Source organism: Photobacterium sp. (genome assembly GCF_033720175.1).
GTDB lineage: Bacteria > Pseudomonadota > Gammaproteobacteria > Enterobacterales > Vibrionaceae > Photobacterium.
The window spans coordinates 101,594-124,500 of the sequence record NZ_JAWWDA010000008.1 but is presented as its reverse complement, the minus strand read 5'-3'; the positions used below and the strand labels follow the sequence as shown (position 1 = coordinate 124,500).

21 protein-coding genes are annotated in these 22,907 nt (G+C 47.7%); 12 read left to right on the top strand and 9 right to left on the bottom strand.

Features of this window, described 5'->3' with window-relative positions; translation table 11 throughout:
• A complete protein-coding gene (locus tag R3289_RS11235; RefSeq protein WP_318925593.1) occupies window positions 1–1,080 on the bottom strand; it encodes a hypothetical protein in 1,080 nt (359 codons plus the stop codon).
• Between the two features lie 333 nt (window positions 1,081–1,413).
• Here R3289_RS11235 and R3289_RS11230 point away from each other — a divergent pair, with 333 nt between their 5' ends.
• Window positions 1,414–1,689 carry a hypothetical protein gene (locus R3289_RS11230; protein WP_318925592.1) on the top strand — a complete coding sequence of 92 codons (276 nt, stop codon included), beginning with the start codon at window positions 1,414–1,416 and terminating at the stop codon, window positions 1,687–1,689.
• A 72-nt stretch (window positions 1,690–1,761) separates the two neighbouring features.
• Here the strand turns inward: R3289_RS11230 and R3289_RS11225 are convergent, their stop codons facing one another.
• The 6 genes from R3289_RS11225 to R3289_RS11200 are packed head-to-tail and all read right to left on the bottom strand — an operon-like array spanning window position 1,762 to window position 9,041.
• Window positions 1,762–2,697: a hydroxymethylglutaryl-CoA lyase gene (locus tag R3289_RS11225; protein WP_318925591.1), complete on the bottom strand. Its 936-nt coding sequence runs from the start codon at window positions 2,695–2,697 to the stop codon at window positions 1,762–1,764.
• Entirely contained in the window at window positions 2,694–4,961 is a 2,268-nt protein-coding gene (locus tag R3289_RS11220) for an acetyl/propionyl/methylcrotonyl-CoA carboxylase subunit alpha (protein WP_318925590.1), read from the bottom strand. Before R3289_RS11220 ends, R3289_RS11225 begins: the two co-directional genes overlap by 4 nt.
• Window positions 4,954–5,778 carry an enoyl-CoA hydratase-related protein gene (locus R3289_RS11215; protein WP_318925589.1) on the bottom strand — a complete coding sequence of 275 codons (825 nt, stop codon included), beginning with the start codon at window positions 5,776–5,778 and terminating at the stop codon, window positions 4,954–4,956. The genes R3289_RS11220 and R3289_RS11215 overlap by 8 nt, the downstream gene beginning before the upstream one ends.
• A gap of 15 nt (window positions 5,779–5,793) precedes the next feature.
• Complete coding sequence (locus R3289_RS11210) at window positions 5,794–7,398, bottom strand: carboxyl transferase domain-containing protein (RefSeq protein WP_318925588.1); 1,605 nt, start codon at window positions 7,396–7,398, stop codon at window positions 5,794–5,796.
• Between the two features lie 39 nt (window positions 7,399–7,437).
• Window positions 7,438–8,607: an isovaleryl-CoA dehydrogenase gene (locus R3289_RS11205; RefSeq protein ID WP_318925587.1), complete on the bottom strand. Its 1,170-nt coding sequence runs from the start codon at window positions 8,605–8,607 to the stop codon at window positions 7,438–7,440.
• 56 nt (window positions 8,608–8,663) lie between these two features.
• A complete protein-coding gene (locus tag R3289_RS11200) occupies window positions 8,664–9,041 on the bottom strand; it encodes a MerR family DNA-binding transcriptional regulator (protein ID WP_318925586.1) in 378 nt (125 codons plus the stop codon).
• 213 nt (window positions 9,042–9,254) lie between these two features.
• Here R3289_RS11200 and R3289_RS11195 point away from each other — a divergent pair, with 213 nt between their 5' ends.
• From R3289_RS11195 to cutA, 9 genes are all read left to right on the top strand, one after another.
• Window positions 9,255–10,454, top strand: coding sequence for an acetyl-CoA C-acyltransferase (locus R3289_RS11195; RefSeq protein ID WP_318925585.1), 1,200 nt, complete (start codon window positions 9,255–9,257; stop codon window positions 10,452–10,454).
• Window positions 10,455–10,480: 26 nt separating this feature from the next.
• Window positions 10,481–11,974: a CoA-acylating methylmalonate-semialdehyde dehydrogenase gene (locus tag R3289_RS11190; protein WP_318925584.1), complete on the top strand. Its 1,494-nt coding sequence runs from the start codon at window positions 10,481–10,483 to the stop codon at window positions 11,972–11,974.
• Between the two features lie 27 nt (window positions 11,975–12,001).
• Complete coding sequence (locus R3289_RS11185; RefSeq protein ID WP_318925583.1) at window positions 12,002–13,171, top strand: acyl-CoA dehydrogenase family protein; 1,170 nt, start codon at window positions 12,002–12,004, stop codon at window positions 13,169–13,171.
• 24 nt (window positions 13,172–13,195) lie between these two features.
• Window positions 13,196–13,993: an enoyl-CoA hydratase gene (locus tag R3289_RS11180; RefSeq protein ID WP_318925582.1), complete on the top strand. Its 798-nt coding sequence runs from the start codon at window positions 13,196–13,198 to the stop codon at window positions 13,991–13,993.
• A 181-nt stretch (window positions 13,994–14,174) separates the two neighbouring features.
• Window positions 14,175–15,341: an enoyl-CoA hydratase/isomerase family protein gene (locus R3289_RS11175; RefSeq protein WP_318925581.1), complete on the top strand. Its 1,167-nt coding sequence runs from the start codon at window positions 14,175–14,177 to the stop codon at window positions 15,339–15,341.
• Between the two features lie 33 nt (window positions 15,342–15,374).
• Entirely contained in the window at window positions 15,375–16,280 is a 906-nt protein-coding gene (gene mmsB / locus R3289_RS11170) for a 3-hydroxyisobutyrate dehydrogenase (RefSeq protein WP_318925580.1), read from the top strand.
• A gap of 20 nt (window positions 16,281–16,300) precedes the next feature.
• On the top strand, window positions 16,301–17,059 hold the full coding sequence (locus tag R3289_RS11165; protein WP_318925579.1) for an SDR family oxidoreductase: 759 nt from the start codon (window positions 16,301–16,303) through the stop codon (window positions 17,057–17,059).
• A gap of 296 nt (window positions 17,060–17,355) precedes the next feature.
• A complete protein-coding gene (locus R3289_RS11160) occupies window positions 17,356–18,012 on the top strand; it encodes a Qnr family pentapeptide repeat protein (protein ID WP_318925578.1) in 657 nt (218 codons plus the stop codon).
• 113 nt (window positions 18,013–18,125) lie between these two features.
• Window positions 18,126–18,446, top strand: a complete 321-nt coding sequence (cutA, locus tag R3289_RS11155) for a divalent-cation tolerance protein CutA (protein WP_318925577.1) — start codon at window positions 18,126–18,128, stop codon at window positions 18,444–18,446.
• A 9-nt stretch (window positions 18,447–18,455) separates the two neighbouring features.
• Here the strand turns inward: cutA and R3289_RS11150 are convergent, their stop codons facing one another.
• Window positions 18,456–20,102 carry an electron transfer flavoprotein-ubiquinone oxidoreductase gene (locus tag R3289_RS11150; RefSeq protein ID WP_318925576.1) on the bottom strand — a complete coding sequence of 549 codons (1,647 nt, stop codon included), beginning with the start codon at window positions 20,100–20,102 and terminating at the stop codon, window positions 18,456–18,458.
• A gap of 151 nt (window positions 20,103–20,253) precedes the next feature.
• Between R3289_RS11150 and R3289_RS11145 the strand changes: the two genes are divergently transcribed.
• On the top strand, window positions 20,254–21,033 hold the full coding sequence (locus tag R3289_RS11145) for an electron transfer flavoprotein subunit beta/FixA family protein (protein ID WP_318925575.1): 780 nt from the start codon (window positions 20,254–20,256) through the stop codon (window positions 21,031–21,033).
• On the top strand, window positions 21,033–21,977 hold the full coding sequence (locus R3289_RS11140) for an electron transfer flavoprotein subunit alpha/FixB family protein (RefSeq protein ID WP_318925574.1): 945 nt from the start codon (window positions 21,033–21,035) through the stop codon (window positions 21,975–21,977). Before R3289_RS11145 ends, R3289_RS11140 begins: the two co-directional genes overlap by 1 nt.
• 318 nt (window positions 21,978–22,295) lie before the next feature.
• Here R3289_RS11140 and R3289_RS11135 read toward each other — a convergent pair whose 3' ends face one another.
• Entirely contained in the window at window positions 22,296–22,586 is a 291-nt protein-coding gene (locus R3289_RS11135) for a hypothetical protein (RefSeq protein WP_318925573.1), read from the bottom strand.
• Window positions 22,587–22,907 lie beyond the last annotated feature (321 nt).

Sequence of the window (22,907 nt, the reverse complement as noted above, 5' to 3'; positions counted from 1 at the left end):
TTACTCGATCTTTTCTGGTTTGGGGATGTATTTATGTAGTCGATCTATATCGCCGTTAACAGAGAAAAATAGCTCTAATTCCATCATAATCCCAGGATTTACTTTATAATCAAAATCACTTTTGAAATTTATGTCAGGGCTTATTTTTAAATAAAGCCAGTCTTTATATAAACGCTGTTTCCATGATGTGGATAACCAAAAGTTTTTGCTTTCTTTATCACCTCCGGTATCCGCGCTGGCACCTACCGAATATTCAATAGAATTCGTTTCATTTATACGGTGATAATATTCAACCTGTTGAACTAGCTCCCAATTATTATCAGAATCAAGAAACTGGGCGCTGGTGCCGGATTTTATTATTTTCGAGTGTTCTTTGTTGACGGCATAGTAAAAATCAAGAGACGTTAATAATCCAGGTCCTTTAGAGTGATAATAGAATATCTCTTGGTGAATTCGGGTGGTCCAGTTTTCGCTTAATGTATCTATACGCCGCAGATTAGCTTTAACAAAGGGATCCAGTGGCAGTTTTATCTTTAAGCCGATACCATAGTCGGCTTTCCATTGCCCCAGCGGCTTGTCTTGTAAACTAACACCACCGATAGCACCTCCAACTCCATTCTCGCTGTTGTCCGATATGTCACGTTGCTTGTTTTCGAGGCTGTCATAATCATCGGGATCAGTTTCAAGAATCAGTTTCCAGTTTTTTTTAGTATGCGGTAGATCTAGTTTAAGGTAAACATTTGAATCAAAATCAAAATACTCTCGGTGAGTGTATCTTGGTCTAAATCGAATCCGTAAGTAGCTGCGGTTGACTAAAGCCTCTTCATTTTCTTTCTTTCCAATGAAATGGTCGACTGAAGTGCTATATTCATTGATTGTATCAGAGACGGTGCCTTGTGATTCGTCTAGCCAGCTGAGTAAAATCCCATCTTGGTATTCAGTCTGTTCAATATCCAATGAACTAGACAAAAAATGAATATTGGGCTCTAAAATAGTATTAGAATGAGCTAAGCCTGAACAGAAGAGATAAGCGGGAAACGTAAAACACATGAGCGATACTCGTTTAAAACGATTATTCAACGGTGCACTTCTAATGTACGAACACGATTCAGTTACCATCTGATAGTCTCATCAAAAATCTATATATTTCATTGTCATACTAACTTAAGTATAGAAGCGCATAGACTGTTGGTCTCAAAATAAGACAATTTGACCGCAAAAGAAGAGCTTTTTTATGTTATTTTTTGTTCTGGCCTGAAATGTCTAAAACATTTTCCTTATTATATATGAACTTAAAATTAAATTGAATCAATGATAATCATGTCATAAAAATTCTACTACAATTAAATTTAATCTAAACCTGTACATCAATGCAAAGCTTTTTTGTATTGTTAAATTATCAGTGAGGATAAGATGGTCAGTTCAGATCTTGATGGAATTAAACGTGATATCTCATTGACTGTTAATGATATCTTTGAAGATTTTGAAGAGGATAATAATAGATTACCCACAATAGAAGAATTCAGGACAATATTTTCAACTCACGCAGAGCAATATATAGGACCGCTAGATGAACTCACGGTAGAAGGTATCCGGCATGGTTTGGATAAACAAAGGGTAAGAGAGCAGGATCTCTGGCGTTCGGTAATTGAACTGGAAGCCGAGCAACGTTTTCTACGGTCTTATTAATATGCAGTTTATATGCTGGTAACGAAATGGGTTGCTTAGCTTTTGGGTGGTAGCGACTGATCCAGAGGGGAGTTACCGCCCTTTTTTATTGGTGTCTTTTCTATATTGGTTTCGCGCAAGCAAAGCGAGTGATACTTTTGATGCGGGCTGTTTGTTTAATTTGCTGCAAATCTGCCATCCTGCTTGTGCCATTCTATTTAGATCTACACCTGTTTTTATCCCTAAGCCTTCACAAAGATAAATCACGTCTTCTGTGGCGACATTTCCACTGGCTCCGCTGGCATACGGACAACCACCTAAACCTGCAACACTGGCGTCGATAACATTTACCCCCATGCTTAATGCCTGGTAAATATTGGCTAATGCCTGTCCCCAGGTGTCATGAAAGTGTACTGCTAACTGATGTATGGGAATGTGCTGGTTTACTGCCTCCAACATTCTGGCAATACGAAGCGGGGTACCTGTACCGATGGTGTCACCGAGCGAGATTTCATAGCATCCCAACTCAATCAATACTCTTGCGACAGCAGCAACCTTTGCGGGGGGCGTTGGACCGTCATAAGGGCAATCGACAACACAAGATAAATAACCACGTACCGGGATCCCATTACCTCGGGCAAGCTCCATCAGCGGCGCAAATCGTTCCAGGCTTTCTGCTATTGAGCAATGGATGTTTTTATGGCAAAAGCCTTCAGAGGAAGAGGTAAATATAGCGACTTGATCGGCCCCTGCTTCCAGCGCCTGCTCGAATCCTTGAATGTTTGGTGTCAGGGCAGAATATACAATATTTGGCTTTCTGGCGATTTGCTGTAAGACCTGATTAGAATCGGCCATCTGCGGTACCCATTTGGCAGAGACAAATGAACCCGCTTCGATATGGCTTAATCCTGTTTCTGACAATTGATTAATAAGCATGACTTTATCGTCAGTGCTGACGCGTTGTTCATTCTGAAGGCCGTCTCTGGCACCCACTTCCACTAGGGTGACATATTCAGGTAGCACGCTCATTGTGTGTTTACCGTTCGCTCAATGTTGAGCAGTTGCTGGCCATGCTCGACTTGATCACCGGTGGTGAAGCGGACAGATTCAATAACGCCGTCGTACGGCGCTTTGACGGTATATTCCATCTTCATCGCTTCAATGATGAGAAGCGGCTGATCTTTATTAACTTTCTCTCCGGCCTTACAGTAAATGGCGGATATGACCCCATTCATTGGTGCTTGTGTGAGTGGCTCTTTTTTATCCTTCTGTTCCTTTGCGATGTAACCGTTCACCACAGAGCAGTAAGTGTCATGATTGGCCTGATAGAAAATATCGATCTGGTTATGGGTCTGGATTACGGTGAATTTCTCTTGTTGTTGGATGGCATTAATGCGCTGGCAAAGCTCAACCACCATTTGATTCGGTGAATGTGTATTTCTTCGCGGAATGTGCGTAATGGTGAGCGGACTGACTCGGTGTTGCTGGCTGTTTGTTTTTACACGGATAAGTTTTAGATCTGAGGTCAGTTTTTCCGGTTGTTCGCTAAGCTCAAATGTCAGTTCAAAGAGATGCCCATCACGGTCTTGCAAGCAGACGGTTTGTGACGCGGGTTGATTCATGCGCCATCCCACTATTGCCCATGGTGATTGAACCTGACGATAGGATTGAAGCGAGCAAGGTTGAGGTGAACCGAGCGGTATTTTTTGTTGCAGTTGCAATAAGTAAACAGCAGAAAACAATAAAGATTTCGCTATCAAAACAGCGGGGACAGTATCAGGTTGAATGGTTGTTAGTTCAATCATTGCAGAATTTTGATCCAGCAGAGCATTCTGATGTTGTTCAATAAAGGCTGTACTGATCTCTTCACGTGCAAAGGCGGGGTGGCTCACTAATCGGTGGAGATACTGGATATTGGATTTCAAGCCGATCAGCCGGTACTGTGCTAAGGCCTGCTTAAGGTGATAAATCGCAGCGGTTCGGTTTTCTCCCCAGGAGATAACTTTTGCAAGCATTGGGTCATAATAACTGGTGACAGTGTCACCATTCTGAATGCCAGAATCAATCCGAAGATGTTTATTTGGCTCGGGTTCACGCAGGTACGTGATGGTGCCTACCTCGGGGAGGAAGCCGTTATCCGGATCTTCGGCATAGACTCGGACTTCCATTGCATTTCCTTTCGGTACTATCTGGTGCTGGTGAAGGGGAAGCGGGTGACCTTCTGCAACCCTGATTTGCCACTCGACTAAATCTTGCCCGGTAATGAGTTCCGTTACGGGGTGCTCGACCTGCAAGCGGGTATTCATTTCCATAAAGTAGAACTGACTGCCGTGATTGCTCCCTGATGGATCGCTTTTTGACTGTTCAAGCAGGAATTCGATGGTTCCGGCTCCGGTATAGTTAATGGCCCGAGCGGCATTAACCGCAGCTTCCCCCATTTGTCGCCGGAGTGATTCACTCAATCCAGGAGCCGGTGCTTCTTCGACGATTTTTTGGTGGCGACGTTGAATAGAGCAGTCGCGATCTAACAGGTAAACGGTGTTTCCATGCTGATCGGCAAAAATTTGAACTTCAATATGCCTTGGATTTATCAGGTATTTTTCAATCAAAAGATGATCATCCCCAAAGGCCGCCATCGCTTCACGCTTGGCGCTGGCTATCGCTTCAAGCATTTCAGCGCCGACATTAACAATGCGCATGCCTTTGCCGCCACCACCCAGTGCCGCCTTTAATAATACGGGATAACCGATTTTCTCTGCTTGCTGCAGTAATATCTCCGGCTGGTTGCTATCGCCGTGATAACCGGGGATCAGCGGAACGTTGGCTTTTTCCATGATATTTTTGGCGTCTGATTTGGAGCCCATGGTATTGATTGATTCGGCGGATGGGCCAATAAAGAGGAACCCTTGTTTGTGGCAAGCCTCGGCAAATCCCGCATTTTCTGATAAAAAACCGTAGCCGGGATGAATGGCATCAACATGGGCTGCGTTTGCTGCAGCCAATAATGCATTGATGTTCAGGTATGATCCACGGGCTGCTGATGGCCCAATACACATCGCCTGATCTGCCATGGAAACATGCTTGGCATTGCGATCGGCATCGGAATACACCGCAACTGTTTCGATATGTAAACGTCGGGCGGTGGCGATAATTCGACAGGCAATTTCGCCTCGGTTAGCAATCAGAAGACGGTTTATTTTTCTGATCACACTGAGTTTCACCGTCTCTGCTGCATTAACAGACTGTGGTGGCTGAGCACGATTGATCACTGTCGGATCTGATGGCTTACTCATTTTTGCCACTCCATGCGGGGGGGCGCTTTTCAAAGAAAGCATTGACCCCTTCTTGTCCTTGTTCAGAGCTGCGGATCTCCGCGATCAAATCGCTGGTCAGTGTTCTCAGTTCAGAGTCTATCGCGTTATGTTCACAGACATGGCATAACTGTTTGGCTCTTGTCATTGCATTGGGGCTATTGGTAAGAATCGTTTGGGTTAAGCGGGTGAGTTGTTTTTCTAACGCACCGTTGAGCGTATCCGTGACAATATGAATGATATTCAATTGCCGCGCTGTTGCTGCGTCAAAATGCTCCGCCGTCAGCATATAGCGTCGGGCCTGTCTGACCCCCATCGCCCGGCAGACATAGGGGCTAATGGTGGCCGGAATTAACCCTAGCTTAACCTCACTGAGACAAAACAGTGCGTCAGAGCTGGCGATGGCAATATCGCAACAGCAAATTAGCCCCAAAGCGCCGCCAAATGCACTGCCGTGCACCAGTGCAATGGTCGGGTGAGGAAAGGTATCTAACACATGCATGAGTTGCGCAAGTTGCTTGGCGTCTTGGCGGTTTTCTTCGACACTTTTCTTGGCCATTGATCTCATCCAGTTCAGATCGGCCCCCGTTGAAAAGTGTTTACCAATAGCGCGTAATACCAGAACGTACACGGTGGGATCATTTTTTAATCTGTCCAGATGATCGAGTAGCGCCTGAATGACAACATCATCAAAAGCATTATGTTTGCTGGTCCGGTTTAAGGTCAGGGTTGCAATGCCCTTTTCATCGACGGCGCATAATACTTCTTGGGCCTGATCGGCGGTTTCGTGCTCTTTCATTACACCTCCTCCCGTTTACATGCGGAAAATACCAAACTGGCTCTCTGGGATCGGAGCCCGCAATGCCGCTGACAGCGCGAGTCCAACCACATCTCTGGTTTGCTTGGGGTCGATAATACCGTCATCCCATAGTCGGGCACTGGCAAAGTAGGGATGCCCCTGGGCGTCATAGAGTGTGACAATCGGCTGTTTAAAGGCTGACTCTTCATCGTCACTCCATATTTCCCCGTTACGGGCTTTGACATCGCGGGTGACTTGCGCCATCACGCCGGCAGCTTGTTCACCGCCCATCACAGATATCCGGGCATTCGGCCACATCCACATCATTGTGGGATTATAGGCCCGGCCACACATACCGTAGTTGCCCGCGCCATATGAGCCTCCGACAATCACGGTGAATTTAGGTACATCAGCACAGGCGACAGCCATCACCATTTTCGCACCGTGTTTAGCGATACCTTCAGATTCGTATTTTTTCCCGACCATGAAGCCGGTAATGTTCTGGAGAAAAAGCAGCGGGATCTTTCGCTTGGTACATAATTCAATAAAGTGCGCGCCTTTCAGGGCGGACTCTGAAAACAGAATGCCGTTGTTCGCAACGATACCGATAGGGTGACCGTGCAAATGAGCAAATCCGCAGATCAGCGTGCTACCGTATAAGGCTTTGAATTCATCCAAGTCGGAATCATCGACAATACGGGCAATCACTTCCCGGATATCAAAAGGCTGGCGCAGGTTTGTCCCGACAATGCCGTAGAGTTCATCGGCAGCATACTGCGGCGGAACAATGGTTTTTTCCGGTGGCTTAAGCTTTGGTGTATTGGTGCTGGCAATCGCCTGTCGGGTAAGGGCGAGGGCATGGGGTTCGTTTTCGGCGTAGTAATCAGCCACGCCCGATGTCCTGCAGTGCACATCGGCGCCACCGAGTGCTTCGGCCGTCACAACCTCACCCGTTGCGGCTTTTACCAGCGGCGGGCCCGCCAGAAAAATTGTTCCTTGCTCTTTTACGATGATCGACACATCTGCCATTGCCGGAACATAAGCACCGCCGGCGGTACAGAGGCCAAGCACAACGGCGATTTGCGGAATACCCTTGGCTGACATCCGAGCCTGATTATAGAAAATGCGGCCGAAATGGTCCCTATCGGGAAAAACGTCGGCTTGATGAGGCAAATTTGCGCCACCGGAATCGACTAAATAGACAGTGGGCAGATGGCACCGCTCGGCGATTTCCTGCGCACGAAGGTGTTTTTTCACGGTTAGAGGATAATAGGTGCCGCCTTTGACCGATGGATCGTTGGCGATGATCATACATTCAATGCCTTCAACCTGACCGATGCCCGCGACCACACCGGCACAAGGGATCGGCTCGTCGTAAACATTCCAGGCAGCAAACTGACTGATTTCCAAAAAAGGGGAGCCGGTATCGAGTAATTTATCAATTCTCTCCCGCACCGGAAGTTTGCCTTTTTCTCTTTGGCGAGCGAGAGCCGCTTTGCCGCCGCCTTGCATAATGACATGGAGATTGGACCGTAAGTTATCGACCAGCGCGGTCATTGCCTGATGATTTTCGACAAACTGAGGATCCAGTGGCTGAACCTTACTTTGAATAATTGCCATACTCGTCCTTATGGAAAGTAGTGTTATCGTGAACCGTTATTATTGCGATTCTTTAAACAGTTCACGGCCAATCAGCATCCGTCTGATCTCAGAAGTCCCTGCGCCTATTTCGTAAAGCTTGGCATCCCGCAGTAATCGTCCTGCCGGAAACTCATTGATATAGCCATTGCCCCCCAGTAACTGAATGGTATCCAGCGCGAGTCGGGTGGCCTGTTCGGCGCTAAAGAGGATCACGCCGGCGGCATCTTTGCGGGTCGTTTCGCCCCGGTCACAGGCAGCGGCAACGGCATACACATAAGATCGGGCGGCATTCATGCGGGTATACATGTCAGCGACTTTGGCCTGGACCAGCTGAAATTCACCAATAGAACGGCCAAACTGTTTACGGTCATGGATATAAGGCACGACTAAGTCTAAGCAGGCTTGCATAATGCCAAGAGGACCGGCAGCTAGCACGACGCGCTCGTAATCAAGGCCACTCATTAAAATTTTCACGCCATGATCGACTTCGCCAAGAACATTCTCTTTGGGTACTTCGCAGTTCTTGAATACCAGTTCGCAGGTGTTTGAACCGCGCATTCCCAGCTTGTCGAGTTTTTGTGCATGGCTGAAACCTTTGAAGTCGCGCTCGATAATGAAAGCGGTAATACCGTGGGATTCGGCCTCGGGATCCGTTTTGGCGTAAACCACCAAAGTGTGGGCGTCCGGACCATTGGTGATCCACATTTTAGTGCCGTTCAGAATGTAGCGGTTACCGACCAGCTGCGCTTTGAGCTGCATGCCGATCACATCCGATCCGGCATTCGCCTCACTCATGGCCAGCGCGCCAATTTGATTGCCATCAATCAGACCTGGCAGGTACTTGGTACATTGCTCTGCAGTACCATGGCGGTAAATTTGGTTTACACACAAGTTGGAATGGGCGGCATAACTTAACCCGACAGAGGCTGAGGCTCGGCTTATCTCTTCCATCACAACTACATGTGTCAAATACCCCATGTCGGCACCGCCATACTCTTCGCTGACGGTAACACCCAGTAAACCCATCTCACCGAGCATAGGCCATAAATGGTTCGGGAATTGATTATCCCGGTCGATCTTGGCTGCCATTGGAACAATTGTATGGGCTGCAAAAGCATTCACTTGCTCGCGAAGCATATCAATCGTTTCACCAAGGCCAAAATTAAGGGGGGTATAAGCAATTTTCATAACATCTCCTGGTTGTACCAAGCTTATGATGCGGTGTTGATGTCTAAGGGAGCGCACTATTCTGGCTTTGATCTATCCAGTGCCAGCTGACAGCGCTCGCGGGCTGTACTGAGTTCGCTCATCACCACAGCAATATCGTCTAACTGGCGTTGTAAGGTCATTTGCTTGCGGTCAATAATGGTCAGCATCTGGTTCAGCTGAGTATCGCTTTGATTGGTATCGTACAGTTCGAACAGCTCTCGGATTTCAGCTAACGAGAAGCCTAATCGTTTACCGCGCAGGATCAGTTTGAGCCTGATTTTATCTCGACGCTGATAAATTCGGATATTGCCGCGCCGGGCAGGATGCAGCAGCCCCATATCCTCATAAAAACGGATGCTTCGGGTGGTGATATCGAACTCTTTTGCCAGTTCGCTTATTTTGCAAGTCTCCACCTTATGATGCCCTCGGATCTGCATGGGGATTGGAAACGCTTTGGTACGTCGCTGTGCCGATCTGGGTCATAACCATACCGGATGGCATTGCTGGTTTGTTTCTTAACGTTTACGTAAATGTTAGTGCTATGCTTACGAAAAGGTCAAGAAATCGCAGTTTGGATTAGTGACTTAAAATATTGTTTGATTGCTGTCGTCAGAGAGGGCGAAGTGATGGAAAGAACAATCTGGATTGTATCGGCGAAGAGAACCCCGCTAGGCAGTTTTCAGGGGCAGTTCAAAACCTTGTCAGCACCGCAACTCGGACAGCATGCCATCAGGAGCGTGCTGGATGCGATATCGCTCCCTCCTGAGTCTATCGAAGAAGTTTTTATGGGATGTGTGCTGCCTGCCGGGTGTGGCCAGGCACCGGCTCGTCAGGCTGCAATCCATGCCGGTTTACCCTATTCGACAGGTTGTACCACCATCAATAAAGTGTGTGGCTCCGGTATGAAATCGGTGATGCTGGCACATGATCTGATTAAGGCGGGGGGGATTCAGGCGGCGATTGCGGGGGGGATGGAAAGCATGACCAATGCGCCTTATTTGCTGAAAGAAGCGCGCAGCGGGATGCGGTTAGGGCATCGAACAACATACGATCATATGTTCTTAGATGGCCTGGAAGATGCCTATGAGGGAGAACTGATGGGTGTCTATGCCCAGCAGGTAGCAGATAAGCTGGGTTTCACCCGCTTGCAAATGGATGAGTGGGCAACGATGTCGGTTCAACGCGCATTAGATGCGCAAAAACACCATCTTTTTGCTGATGAAATTGTTCCTGTCCCTGTTTTGACCAAACATCATGAGGTGATTATTGACCGTGATGAGCACCCCGGAGAAATCAGTACCGATAAAATACCGACACTGAAACCAGCGTTTGCAAAGCATGGCACTGTGACGGCGGCGAATTCCAGTGCTATTTCTGATGGCGCAGCAGCATTAGTTCTCATGGATGCCAATATGGCCAAAGAACTGGGATTAGTTCCGCTCGCGATTATCAAAGGGCATGCCTCTCATGCCCGTCAACCCTCTGAATTTACCCTTGCCCCTGCTTTTGCCATCAGGCAGCTATTGTCGTCGCTCGATTGGTCGATTGATGAAGTCGACCTTTGGGAAATTAATGAAGCCTTTGCGGTCGTCACCCAAATAGCGGTGCAGAAACTCGGTCTGGCAGCCAGTAAAGTGAACATCAAAGGGGGGGCATGTGCGCTGGGCCATCCTATCGGTGCCAGTGGGGCCAGAATACTGGTAAGCCTGATTTATGCATTGAAGCAATTACAGTCATTATCTGCTGTTAACAGGCCAGTGCGAGGTGTTGCATCGCTGTGCATTGGTGGCGGGGAAGCAACAGCCATCGGTATTGAAATTCCGTAACAGTGTAACAATGTAAGGAAATGACCATGATTCAGCCTGTTCCTCTCTTTATTAACGGCGAGTTTCGTCAATCTGTATCAAAGCAGTGGATTCACGTTACCAATCCGGCCAGCAATGACATTATCGCCAACCTGCCTTGCGCGACAGAAGCGGAAGTGTCAGAGGCTGTTGCAAGTGCCGCCCAAGCATTTTTGCAATGGAAAGACGTTGCAGTGTCCGATCGGGCCAGGCTCATGCTCAGGTATCAGCAGCTGCTAAAAGAACATCATGATGAGCTGGCCAATATTGTGTCTCAAGAGACCGGGAAGGTTATTGCCGATGCCAAAGGGGATGTTTGGCGTGGTATTGAAGTGGTAGAGCAGGCCGCCAATATAGCCAGCCAGATGATGGGGGAAATGGTTGAAAATGTAGCCGAGGGCATTGATACCTATTCAGTCACTCAGCCCTTGGGTGTTTGCTGCGGCATCACACCGTTCAACTTTCCGGCCATGATCCCGTTATGGATGTTTCCGATAGCGATTGCCTGCGGTAATACCTTTGTGTTGAAGCCTTCTGAGCAAGTGCCATTAACTTCGGTGCGGCTGGCTGAACTGTTTGAGCAAGCGGGTGCTCCCAAAGGTATCCTGCAGATAGTCCATGGCAAGAAAGAGCAGGTCGATTATTTACTGTCACACCCTGATATCCGCACCGTGTCATTCGTCGGCTCGGTTCCCGTTGCCCGCTATATTTATCAAACCGGCACCCATAACCTAAAACGGGTTCAGGCCTTTGCTGGTGCCAAAAATCATATGGTGATCATGCCAGATGCGAACAGAGAACAAGTGATCAATAATTTGGTGGGATCATCGGTTGGTGCGGCCGGACAGCGTTGTATGGCAATCTCTGTCGCAGTGTTTGTGGGCCGGGATAAAAGCTGGATCGCTGATTTGAAAAAGGCGATGGCAAAAGTAAAACCGGGTGTGTGGAATGATGCTTGTGCCGGATTCGGCCCTTTGATCAGCCCGCTAGCGAAAGACCGAGTGCTACATCTTATCCAACAAGGCAAAGATCAAGGGGCAGTATGTGAACTTGATGGAAGCCAATGTGGCGTCGAGGGATATCCGAAAGGTAACTGGGTGGGACCAACGCTGTTTAGTGGGGTCACAACGGAAATGTCGGTTTATCAGCAGGAAATCTTTGGCCCGGTATTGATCTGTCTGGAAGTCGATAGTCTTGAAGAGGCCATCGCTTTGGTCAATGCCAATCCGTATGGTAATGGGACATCCATTTTTACGGCCAGCGGTGCGGCGGCCAGAAAATATCAGCATGAAATTGAGGTCGGCCAGGTCGGTATAAATGTCCCTATTCCTGTTCCTCTTCCTTTCTTTTCGTTTACCGGCTGGAAAGGCAGTTTTTATGGTGATTTACATGCTTACGGAAAGCAGGCTGTACGCTTTTATACCGAAACCAAAACCGTTACCGCGCGCTGGTTTGATGACGATATTTCGACCGGGCCGAATCTGACTATTCAGCTGAAGTAGTTAAGTGGTTAGGTATGGGAGACAGTTATGGACTTTGAGCTGAATCAAGATCAACGCGCCTTCGCCCAAACAGCGCGCCAGTTTGCAACTGAACGGCTTAGTCCGATGGCCGCTGAATGGGACGAGAAACAGATCTTCCCGAAGGAGGTACTGAAAGAAGCGGGTGAGCTGGGTTTTCTCAGCCTTTATACCCCGGCGATCCAAGGTGGGTTAGCCCTTAGCAGGTTAGATGCCTCAATTGTTTTCGAGCAACTCGCGATGGGCTGCACGTCAACCACCGCATTCATGACCATCCATAACATGGTGACCTGGATGATTGCCAGCTTTGCTACTGACGAGGCCTGTGCGGAGTATTGTCCGCAATTGATCGCAGGAGACTGGCTGGCTTCGTATTGCTTAACCGAGCCTGAAGCCGGTTCAGACGCCGCATCGCTGACGACCTCGGCTAAGCGTAACGGCGAAGAATACATTCTTAATGGCGCGAAAACCTTCATTTCCGGTGCGGGTGAAACGGACGTGCTGGTGGTGATGGCAAGAACGGATGATGTTAGGCCTGAAAATGCCAATGCTAAAGGCATCTCTGCTTTCATCGTGCCAGCCGATGCCAAAGGGATCCACTATGGACGGAAAGAGCCCAAACTGGGCTGGAACAGTCAGCCGACCCGGGCCATCACATTTGAAAGTGTGGCGATACCCGCCCGCAACTTGTTAGGGCAGGAAGGAGAAGGCTTCAAATTTGCCATGAAGGGGCTTGATGGCGGACGAATTAACATTGCGACCTGCTCTGTCGGTACGGCCCAGCAAGCATTAAACCAGGCAAAGCAATACATGACTGAGCGAAAACAATTTGGCAAAAGCCTGGCTCAGTTTCAGGGGCTGCAATTTAAAATCGCGGATATGGCAACTGAATTGGTCGCGGCAAGACAATTGGTACGGTATGCCGCCAGTAAGCTAGATCGCCAGGATCCGGAAGCAACGGCGTATTGCGCGATGGCTAAACGCTTTGCGACCGATGTCGGGTTCACAGTCTGTGATCAGGCGCTGCAACTGTATGGGGGCTATGGCTATATCAAGGAATATCCCCTTGAACGTTATTTTCGTGATGTCCGGGTGCATCAAATTCTTGAAGGCACCAATGAAATTATGCGCCTGATCATTGCCCGTCGGCTGCTTCGCGAAGGCTGCGAGTTGTTTTAATCGGGTATTACTTGGAGAAAGCTCATGTCAGGAAATGAAGGCTTGGTTCAGACCACGCTAGAGGTTGAAGTTAATAACCATGTGGCGGTGATCACCATGAATAACCCGCCGGCAAATACCTGGACGGCAGACAGCCTGAAAGCGCTAAAAACCGTAATACATTCTTTGAATGATATAAAAAAGGTGTATGCCTTGGTGATCACCGGTCAGGGAGACAAGTTTTTTTCGGCAGGTGCAGATCTTAAGCTGTTTGCTGACGGCGATAAAGCGATAGCGGGCGACATGGCACGTTGTTTTGGCGAAGCGTTTGAAACCTTATCAGCATTCCGGGGGGTGTCAATCGCCGCTATTAACGGTTATGCCATGGGCGGGGGGTTAGAAGTGGCACTGGCATGTGATATTCGGATCGCCGAACAACAAGCCATAATGGCATTACCAGAGGCAAAAGTCGGCTTGTTGCCCTGTGCGGGCGGAACGCAAAATCTGGCCTGGCTGGTCGGTGAAGGCTGGGCAAAGCGTATTATTTTGTGCGGCGAGCAAGTTACTGCCGAACAAGCACGTAATATTCGATTAGTCGAAGAGGTTGTGGCGCAAGGAAAAGGCTTGGAAGCCGCGATAAAGCTGGCCGAATCGGTGGCAAATCAATCTCCGTCATCGGTGGCTGCCTGCAAGGCATTAATTCAAAATTGCCGCAGCGCACCGTTGCAACATGGCCTGATGAAAGAACGGGAACTGTTTGTCCGTCTGTTCGATACCGAGGATCAAACCGAAGGGATACAGGCCTTTTTGCAAAAACGTCCGCCAAACTGGAAAAATCGGTAGAGATATTTATTAGTACTACATCACTGACGTTTTGACGAGTTCAGTAAACCAGTTTCGTCATACCATAAAGTGAGGAACAAACTTCTACGGAATCTAAACAGTAGAACATTGTCATACATTTCAATTAGACTGAAAAGAGTTTGAATTAAAAAAGACAGTATATTAAGAGGTTGGAGACGGCATGACAGGAAAGGTCAGTTTTACAGAATTGGATTGCAGCAGTGGCCATAGAATTGGCGTGGCAGAGCTCGATAATACGGCATCGCTCAATGCACTCACTCTGGATATGCTAAAGCAACTGAAAGAAAAACTAGAGCAATGGCAGGCCGATGATGACATTGTTTGTGTGTTCCTTGCCGGTGCGGGAGAAAAGGCCTTCTGTGCCGGGGGCGATGTACGCGCCATGTACCATGCCATGCAGGCTGACTCGCTAAATAAAGTCAATAATAAAGTCAATAAAAGTGAAACAGAAGTCAGCATCGCGCAGGCGTTTCTCACTGAGTATTTCGCCGTGGAATATGGCTGTGATTACTTGATCCATCGCTATCGAAAACCCCTTATCGTCTGGGGTGACGGGATTATTATGGGGGGAGGGGTCGGCTTATATATTGGCGCCAGTCACAGGGTAACAACCCCTAAAGCTCGTCTCGCGATGCCTGAAATCAGTATTGGTTTGTACCCCGATGTGGGGGGAACCTGGTTTTTGAATCAGTTACCGTCTGGAATTGGTTTGTTCCTTGCTTTAACTGGCGCACCAGTCAATGCCAGTGACGCGTTAGATCTCAAGCTTACCGATCATTTGTTATTGCCAGAACACAAACACATGGTGTTGCAGCAATTACAGACAAGTCCCTGGCATAGTGTTGAAGACAGCCACACACTGGTGACTGAGTTACTTGATAATTTGGGTAAATCAGCCGTTCGTCAGTATCCGGCCAGTCAGCTTATTCCTTACTTTGCACAAATTCAGGCGGCATGCAGCGGTGTTGATCTTAATGTGATTTGTCAGCAGATCGCAGCGATTGATGGGATGGGGCGCTGGTTGGAAACCGCTAAAGCGACATTAGCTTCAGGCAGCCCTATTACGGCTCATATATGTTTCAGGCAGTTAACTCAATATCAAAAGTTATCACTGGCCGAATGCTTCAAACTTGAACTAACAATATCCGTTCGCTGTGGATTACTCGGTGAATTTGAAGAGGGTGTCCGGGCTCGGCTCATTGATAAATGCGACGAACCGAACTGGAAGTTCAAAACGGTTGAAGAAGTCGATCCGTCTGTGATTGATACCTTATTTACACCCTTGTGGTCTGATGCAGAACATCCATTAGCTTATCTTGATACATAAGTATCACTTAACCTCAAACTGGGGAGGCGTTTCATGACTACCATTGCATTTATTGGGCTGGGTAACATGGGCAGTCCGATGGCGAAAAACCTGATTTCTGCAGGTTTTAATGTTCAAGTGTTTGATATAAATACAAAGGCTGCAAAGAAAATGGAGCCTTTTGGGGCAATGGTTGCAGCCACCTTAGAAGAAGCGGTGAAAGGCGCTGATACTGTTATTAGTATGTTGCCGACCGGCGTGCATGTACGCGCCGTTTATCTCGGCGATCATCACGGAGGCGTGGGGCTGATCAATCTTGTCAGTAAAGGTACCTTTTTGATTGATTCCTCAACGATAGATCCCGACTCTGCACGTCTTATTGCGAATGAAGCCGTGAACAAAGGGCTCGAATTTGTTGATGCGCCTGTATCCGGCGGTGTCGCCGGTGCTGAAGCCGCAACGCTGACATTTATCGTCGGCGGAACCGAAGCGAACTTTCATAAAGCACAAACAGTATTGCAGTATGTCGGTAAAAAGATCTTTCATGCAGGTAAAGCCGGTGACGGACAGATGGCAAAGATCTGTAATAACCTGATGCTTGGTATTTTAATGTCGGGCACTTGTGAGGCATTAAGTCTCGGGATAGATAATGGCCTCGATCCGAAAGTGTTATCAGACATTATGCTGCAAAGCTCGGGGCGTAATTGGGCGCTAGAACTTTATAATCCTTGCCCCGGTGTGATCGACAATGTGCCAGCCAGCAAAGAGTACCAGCCTGGCTTTATGGGTAAATTGATGCTGAAAGATCTGGGATTAGGAATGGATGCGGCAATTCAAAGCCAATCAGCGATCCCAATGGGGACCTTAGCCAGAAACCTTTATGCCTTCCACAATGCGAACGGAAACGAAGAGTTGGATTTCTCAAGTTTATTTCAGTTTTATCGCCACCAAGCTAAATAACCAGTTGGAGGGGGAAATCGATGGATATCAAAGAGAGCGTGATTGCCATAACAGGAGCTGGGCAGGGGTTAGGTCAAATGATGGCCGTGACCCTCGCAGAGGCTGGTGCCGAGTTGGCATTGATAGATGTCAATGAAGAGGGGTTGCGTAAAACTCAACAGCAATGTCATATGCTCAGCACCAAGGCCATGATTTACAAAGTGGATATCACGAGTGAGCAGGGCGTTGAGCAGACCTTTAACCAGATTGTTGACGATTTTGGCCAGCTGGATGGATTGATCAATAACGCCGGTGTACTTCGAGATGGGTTACTGGTGAAAGTTAAAGATGGCGAGATGAGCAAGATGTCGCTGGAACAATTTAATACCGTCATGAATGTGAATGTCACGGGGACTTTTTTATGCGGTCGCGAAGCAGCAGCAAAAATGATTCTTACCGCGCGAAAAGGCGTGATTATCAATATTTCCAGCGTTGCGCGGGCCGGTAATATTGGCCAGACCAACTATTCCGCATCAAAAGCGGCCGTTGCGACCATGGCGGTGTGTTGGGCAAAAGAGCTGAGTCGATATGGTATTCGGGCCGCGGCTGTCGCCCCAGGCATTGTGCGAACGGCAATGGCTGAACAGTTAAAACCCGAAGCTATGGAACGGTTGGAAAAAATGGTGCCGGTTGGACGCATCGGTGAAGCCACTGAAATCGCTCATGCAGTGAAATTTATTATTGAAAGTGATTATTTTACGGGGCGGGTACTGGAAATTGACGGAGGGATGCGGATGTAGCGCCGGCCCCCGGGGTAGTAACAGGCCTGTCTATGTTTCAACCATTAAGGGTCTGTTTGGGGCTATTTCGCTCAAGCATCATATATGCGGGCAAAAGCCCCCTTAGGCAGCGGCAAGTTATAAAGCTGTCTGGCTATCTCGATTTATTTTGTTTTCTCAGCTGCGGGCTTATTTGGTGCCTTTAAAGGGGGGATTGTAAGCTGTTAGTTTAATTCTGTTTTTATGGTATTTATTGCTGGATTTTGAGCGGGTTTTAGCGGTAATCTTCCCCTAACTTGGGCAGCCAAAAGCAGTAAATGATGATTACAAATCAAACATATTCAGGACAGGATTTTTCGAACAAAAACCTGCAGTTTTCCGTTTTTAAGCAATGTAAATTTTTCCGTTGTAACTTCACCCGGGCAGATCTTACCGAGGCTGAATTTATCGACTGTCAGTTCATTGAACGTGGCGAGCTTGAAGGCTGCCAGTTTGAATACGCTAAGTTAAAAGATGCCAGTTTCAAAGACTGCGATTTGAGCATGGCTGATTTTAAAGGCGCGCAATGTTTTGGTATCGAATTCAGAACCTGCAACCTTAAAGGTGCGAATTTCACCCTGGCAAATTTTGCCAATTACATCACGCAGAATACGTATTTTTGTTCTGCTTATATCACCGGTTGCAATCTGTCTTATGCCAATCTTGAGAATCAACGTTTAGAAAAATGTGACCTGTTCGAAAACCGCTGGAATGGGACTAACTTGATGGGTGCTTCGCTCAAAGGGTCAGATCTCACTCGGTGTGAATTTTCGGCAGATATCTGGGGGCAGTTTGTAATTGAAGAGTGTAATTTATGCCACGTCGACCTGACGGGGCTAGATCCCCGGCGCGTAAACTTAAAAGGTGTCACGATATGTGACTGGCAGCAGGAACAATTGCTGGAACCGCTAGGTGTGATTGTTACTCCGGGCTAGTCGCGAGCTCCTGTTTGCAGGAAGAAAAATGAAGGGAGCGGAATTGCTCCCTTTCTATTGTTAGATAGCCAAACCTATACTTAACAGGAAACGGATAAGTGCGGGGCAATGAAATGTTTGAACATAACTATTGTATGGTGATGACAACGTTTACTGATGAGTCGACCGGAAAAAAGATCATCGATTCACTGCTTGAAAAACGTCTGGCGGCGTGTATTCAGGTGCAGGAGGTACTCAGTTACTACCATTGGAAAGATGAGAGCTGTTGTGATCGGGAGAAACTGGTACTGATCAAAACTAAAAAGCGACTTTATCCTGAGGTGGAAGCGGATATTATTGCCAATCATGACTATGAAACCCCGGAAATTGTACAACTTCCGATCACCAACGGATCTAACGGTTATCTCAGCTGGATTGACGCTGAGTGTAAATAGAATCCGCCATCACATATTCGGATAATTTGGCCCGCCGCCGCCTTCAGGGCAAACCCAGGTAATATTCTGAGAGGGATCTTTGATATCACAGGCTTTGCAATGTATGCAGTTTGCCGCATTGATCTGGTGTATGGGTTGCCCATTTATGGTGACTATCTCATAGACTCCTGCAGGACAATAGCGCTGGCTGGGTTCGTCATAGAGTGGAAGATGGTTCCTGACTGGGAGCTGCTCATCGGCTAACAGCAGGTGGCAGGGTTGGTCCTCTTCATGGCGTGTCGCCGATAAATAAACCGATGAGGGTTTATCAAAACTTAAGATGCCATCGGGCTTAGGATAAATGAGCGGCTTGTATTGATCGATAGGTTTAAGACACAGGTGATCGGCCAGTTTGTCTTTGAACGTCCATGGCACCCGGTGATGAAGAAGATTATGTTCCAGTGTCGCCAGTGCCCCACCGACAAGCTCACCAAACAGATGAATTTGAGCGCCGAAGTTGCGGGATTCATTGAGCTCCTGATATAACCAGGAATCGTTAAACCGGCGTTGATAGTCCGGTTCGGTTTGGCTGTTCCCTTGCTGTAATTCGTCAAAAATAGCTTCAGCTGCCAACATGCCCGATTTCATGGCCGTGTGGCTGCCTTTAATTTTGGCGAAGTTTAAGGTTCCGGCATCACAGCCAATCAGTAATCCACCGGCGAATTGCTGCTTGGGTAAAGAGGATAACCCGCCTTTTGAAATCGCCCTCGCTCCGTAAGCAATGCGTTGGCCGCCCTTGAGGTAGGTGCTGAATTTAGGGTGGTGCTTCAGACGCTGGAATTCATCGAAAGGGCTCAGGTAAGGGTTGGCGTAATTGAGGTCGACGATTAACCCCACGGCAACTTGGTTATGCTCCAAATGGTAGAGAAAGCTGCCGCCGGTCGTCCCCGTTTCACTTAGCGGCCAGCCGACGCCGTGGATCACCAAACCTGGCCGGTGGTGATCTGGCGGTATTTCCCACAACTCTTTTAAGCCCAAGGCATAATGCTGCGGTTGCTTGCCCTGATCGAGCTGGAACGTGGCTATGAGCTGTTTGCCGAGATGCCCGCGGGAGCCTTCGGCAAAGACCGTGTATTTGGCTTTTAATTCGATACCCGCTTCAAAGTTTGCTTTCTGTTGCCCTTGTTTATCTAATCCCATGTCTGATGTGACAATGCCTGTTACCGCTCCATTCTCATTGTAACGGAGGCGCGATGCGGCAAAGCCGGGGTATATTTCTACACCCAGCTGCTCAGCTTGTTGTGCCAGCCAGCGGCACAGGTTCGCAAGGCTGATCACGTAATTGCCCGCGTTCTTCAGTGTATTGGGCCGCAGGGCGTGGAGAACATTAAAATGATTGAACCTGTTGGCTAAATAGCAAAACTGATCGTCTGTCACTGGAGTATCGAGCGGGGCCGCGAGATCTTCCCAGTCAGGAAAGAGTTCGTCTAACGCTCTGGTTTCGAAAACCGCCCCGGAGAGAATATGAGCCCCGACTTCAGCGCCTTTTTCGACCACGCAGATAGTGAAGTCTTGCTGATGTTGTTTAGCTAGCTGAGCCAGCCGACAGGCCGTTGCCAACCCTGCGGGTCCTGCACCCACAACGACAACATCGAATTCCATATATTCTCTATTCATGCTGTAAACCAGATCCTACATGAAGGACATAGTGCTAAATATAGTCCAGTTGACGTAAACGTAAATTAAACTAGGCTCAAAGGATATAACCTCCTCACACTTCAAGGCATTAAGGCTTACGCGAAAAGCGCCCAATAAAAAGGAAAGCGTTGTGAAAGTATTAGTTGCGATAAAGCGTGTGATTGATCCTTATGTGAAAATAAGAATCAAAAGCGATGGTTCTGGTGTTGAAACAAACCATGTCAAAATGACAATGAACCCATTTTGTGAGATAGCCGTTGAAGAGGCTATAAGACTGAAAGAAGCCGGCCATGCTGATGAAGTGATTGTCGTTTCTGCAGGTGATCTTGTCTGTCAGGAGCAACTGCGAACAGCTTTAGCATTGGGGGCTGATCGTGCGATTCATATTGATACAAGCACTATTGCTAACGGCTCTACCGATACCACGTCCAGCCTCGAACCTCTTACTGTTGCCAAATTACTTCAATCTGTCATGGCAATTGAGCAACCCGGCTTAGTATTGCTCGGAAAGCAGTCCATCGACACCGACAATAATCAGGTAGCGCAAATGCTTGCGGCCATCACTCAACGTCCGCAGGGCACATTTGCATCTAAAGTGATGATTGAAGGCAATACGGTTTCAGTCACCCGTGAAATCGATGGCGGGCTTGAAACCGTTAAATTGATCTTGCCTGCCATTATCAGTACTGATTTACGTCTGAATGAGCCGAGATATGCCTCGCTGCCCAATATTATGAAAGCCAAACGTAAGCCGATGGATGTTAAAACACCGGACGAGTTAGGTGTTGAGATTGTTCAGCATCAGGAAGTGCTCGAAATCACCTCACCACCGGTACGTAACGCCGGCGTGATGGTTGCATCGGTATCAGAGCTAGTCGATAAATTAAAAAATGAAGCCAAGGTGATCTGATGAGAAATTCAACCCTCTCGACATTAATCGTGGCTGAACATGATAACCAGTCCCTTGCTGCCGAGACATTGAAAACGGTCAGTGCCGCCAAATCGATAGGCGGCGAGATAACGATGCTGGTGGCAGGCTTTCATTGTCAGTCAGTTGCCCGAGAAGCCAGCACGCTTAATGGCGTTGATAACGTCATGCTGGCAGATGATGAGGTTTATCAACACCCGTTGGCTGAAAACTTATCCGTGTTAGCGGCCGATATTGGCGGTGATTATTCGCATATTCTGGCTGCCGCAACAACGTTTGGCAAAAACCTGATGCCACGTGTCGCAGCGATGCTGGATGTCGGGCAATTGTCGGATGTGATTGGTATTGAATCGGAAGATATTGTGATCAGACCCATTTATGCCTGCAATGCGTTGGCAAGAGTAAAATCGTTTGATCCAATCAAGGTGCTGACGATTCGTAGCGCCGCGTTTGATGCTGTTGAAGCCGGAAGCGAGTCTTCGCCGATCACCGCATTGGATCGGGTGATCCCTACTGAAATATCAGTGTTTGTGGAGCAACAGATAGCTGAAAGTGTACGACCTGAATTACCGGCAGCTCGGGTGGTCGTTTCGGGTGGCCGTGGTCTCGGTGATAAAGAGGGCTTCGCATTAATTGAAAAACTGGCAGATAAGCTGGGCGGGGCAATTGGCGCCTCGCGTGCCGCTGTCGATGCCGGGTTTGTATCAAATGATCTGCAAGTGGGTCAAACAGGTAAAATTGTCGCACCTGATCTTTATATCGCAGTGGGGATCTCCGGCGCTATTCAGCATTTGGCTGGGATGAAAGACTCTAAAGTTATTGTCGCGATTAATAGCGATCCTGACGCCCCGATTTTCCAAATTGCAGATTATGGTCTGGTGGGGGATCTGTTTGAAGTTGTGCCGGAACTAATTGAGGCGTTGTAAGTATTTGAGTTCTTCAAATCCAATCGATAATGTGGATTAGGCAATCTGTCATTTAGCTCAACATAGCTTAATAGGGTTGAAACTCATTCATAGGCTGTTAATGCTAGTTTGCGATACATTAGTTATCAGGATTAGGGCAAAGATTTTAACAAGTTCTTGTCCCATTCCTTGTTTGTGATTACCAGAAGTTGTTCCTATGATTGACCGACTGCATCATATCGTATGCCGCAGAGTGTCAGATTGAGGATGACGAAACGCTCGGTATAATCTTGAAGATTGCAATAAGCGGCCCAATCAGCCGCTTATGTATAGGCAGAACTAGCCTTTTAACTTCGCTTTTGCGTCATTAACAGCAGCCTTTAGTGAATCCATCGCGGAATCGACACCCCCTTTGATTGACTCCCACGCATCATCGCTAGCTTCTGCAACTTCAGCAAGCTTAGCCTTTCCTTGCTCTATTTTACCTTTCAGTGCATTGATCTTCTTGATTAACTCAAGTTGTGTATCGGCACTAGCTCCAGATGCCTTAGCCTTGAAGCTGTCAACCTCTGCTTCCCATTCGTCCAACTGGGCCTGCATTTTCTGTTTATACAGTTCTTTCTTGCTCATGGTTTTCTCCGTTTGATTATTTTCATCAGTCCATTTTTCTGCAGTCAACTGTCCGTGTGACTTAACTCCACAATAAAACGAGCAAACGCTGAAATTACAAAGCCAATTACACTCCAAACTAAGAACGCGTGTAATTAGCATCGCTTGATTCTCTATAAAATCACGACACCTTGTAAAAATATACTGTCACCTCTAATTTATATAATGAACTTTTGGTAAAATGAGGGATTTTACCAACTTCAATATAGTCCATGTTTTTAGGCAATATCACCTAATCGGGGGTTTTGTCGCAAAGTCACTCTATGAGTTATGATCACCGTG

Coding starts and splice junctions, on each gene's coding strand:
- R3289_RS11150 (WP_318925576.1), bottom strand. CDS start 20,102: ATGAATAGAGAATATATGGAATTCGATGTTGTCGTTGTGGGTGCAGGA.
- R3289_RS11195 (WP_318925585.1), top strand. CDS start 9,255: ATGGAAAGAACAATCTGGATTGTATCGGCGAAGAGAACCCCGCTAGGC.
- R3289_RS11185 (WP_318925583.1), top strand. CDS start 12,002: ATGGACTTTGAGCTGAATCAAGATCAACGCGCCTTCGCCCAAACAGCG.
- R3289_RS11160 (WP_318925578.1), top strand. CDS start 17,356: ATGATGATTACAAATCAAACATATTCAGGACAGGATTTTTCGAACAAA.
- mmsB (WP_318925580.1), top strand. CDS start 15,375: ATGACTACCATTGCATTTATTGGGCTGGGTAACATGGGCAGTCCGATG.
- R3289_RS11180 (WP_318925582.1), top strand. CDS start 13,196: ATGTCAGGAAATGAAGGCTTGGTTCAGACCACGCTAGAGGTTGAAGTT.
- R3289_RS11205 (WP_318925587.1), bottom strand. CDS start 8,607: ATGAAAATTGCTTATACCCCCCTTAATTTTGGCCTTGGTGAAACGATT.
- R3289_RS11175 (WP_318925581.1), top strand. CDS start 14,175: ATGACAGGAAAGGTCAGTTTTACAGAATTGGATTGCAGCAGTGGCCAT.
- R3289_RS11225 (WP_318925591.1), bottom strand. CDS start 2,697: ATGAGCGTGCTACCTGAATATGTCACCCTAGTGGAAGTGGGTGCCAGA.
- R3289_RS11190 (WP_318925584.1), top strand. CDS start 10,481: ATGATTCAGCCTGTTCCTCTCTTTATTAACGGCGAGTTTCGTCAATCT.
- R3289_RS11215 (WP_318925589.1), bottom strand. CDS start 5,778: ATGAAAGAGCACGAAACCGCCGATCAGGCCCAAGAAGTATTATGCGCC.
- R3289_RS11135 (WP_318925573.1), bottom strand. CDS start 22,586: ATGAGCAAGAAAGAACTGTATAAACAGAAAATGCAGGCCCAGTTGGAC.
- R3289_RS11140 (WP_318925574.1), top strand. CDS start 21,033: ATGAGAAATTCAACCCTCTCGACATTAATCGTGGCTGAACATGATAAC.
- R3289_RS11220 (WP_318925590.1), bottom strand. CDS start 4,961: ATGAGTAAGCCATCAGATCCGACAGTGATCAATCGTGCTCAGCCACCA.
- R3289_RS11210 (WP_318925588.1), bottom strand. CDS start 7,398: ATGGCAATTATTCAAAGTAAGGTTCAGCCACTGGATCCTCAGTTTGTC.
- cutA (WP_318925577.1), top strand. CDS start 18,126: ATGTTTGAACATAACTATTGTATGGTGATGACAACGTTTACTGATGAG.
- R3289_RS11165 (WP_318925579.1), top strand. CDS start 16,301: ATGGATATCAAAGAGAGCGTGATTGCCATAACAGGAGCTGGGCAGGGG.
- R3289_RS11230 (WP_318925592.1), top strand. CDS start 1,414: ATGGTCAGTTCAGATCTTGATGGAATTAAACGTGATATCTCATTGACT.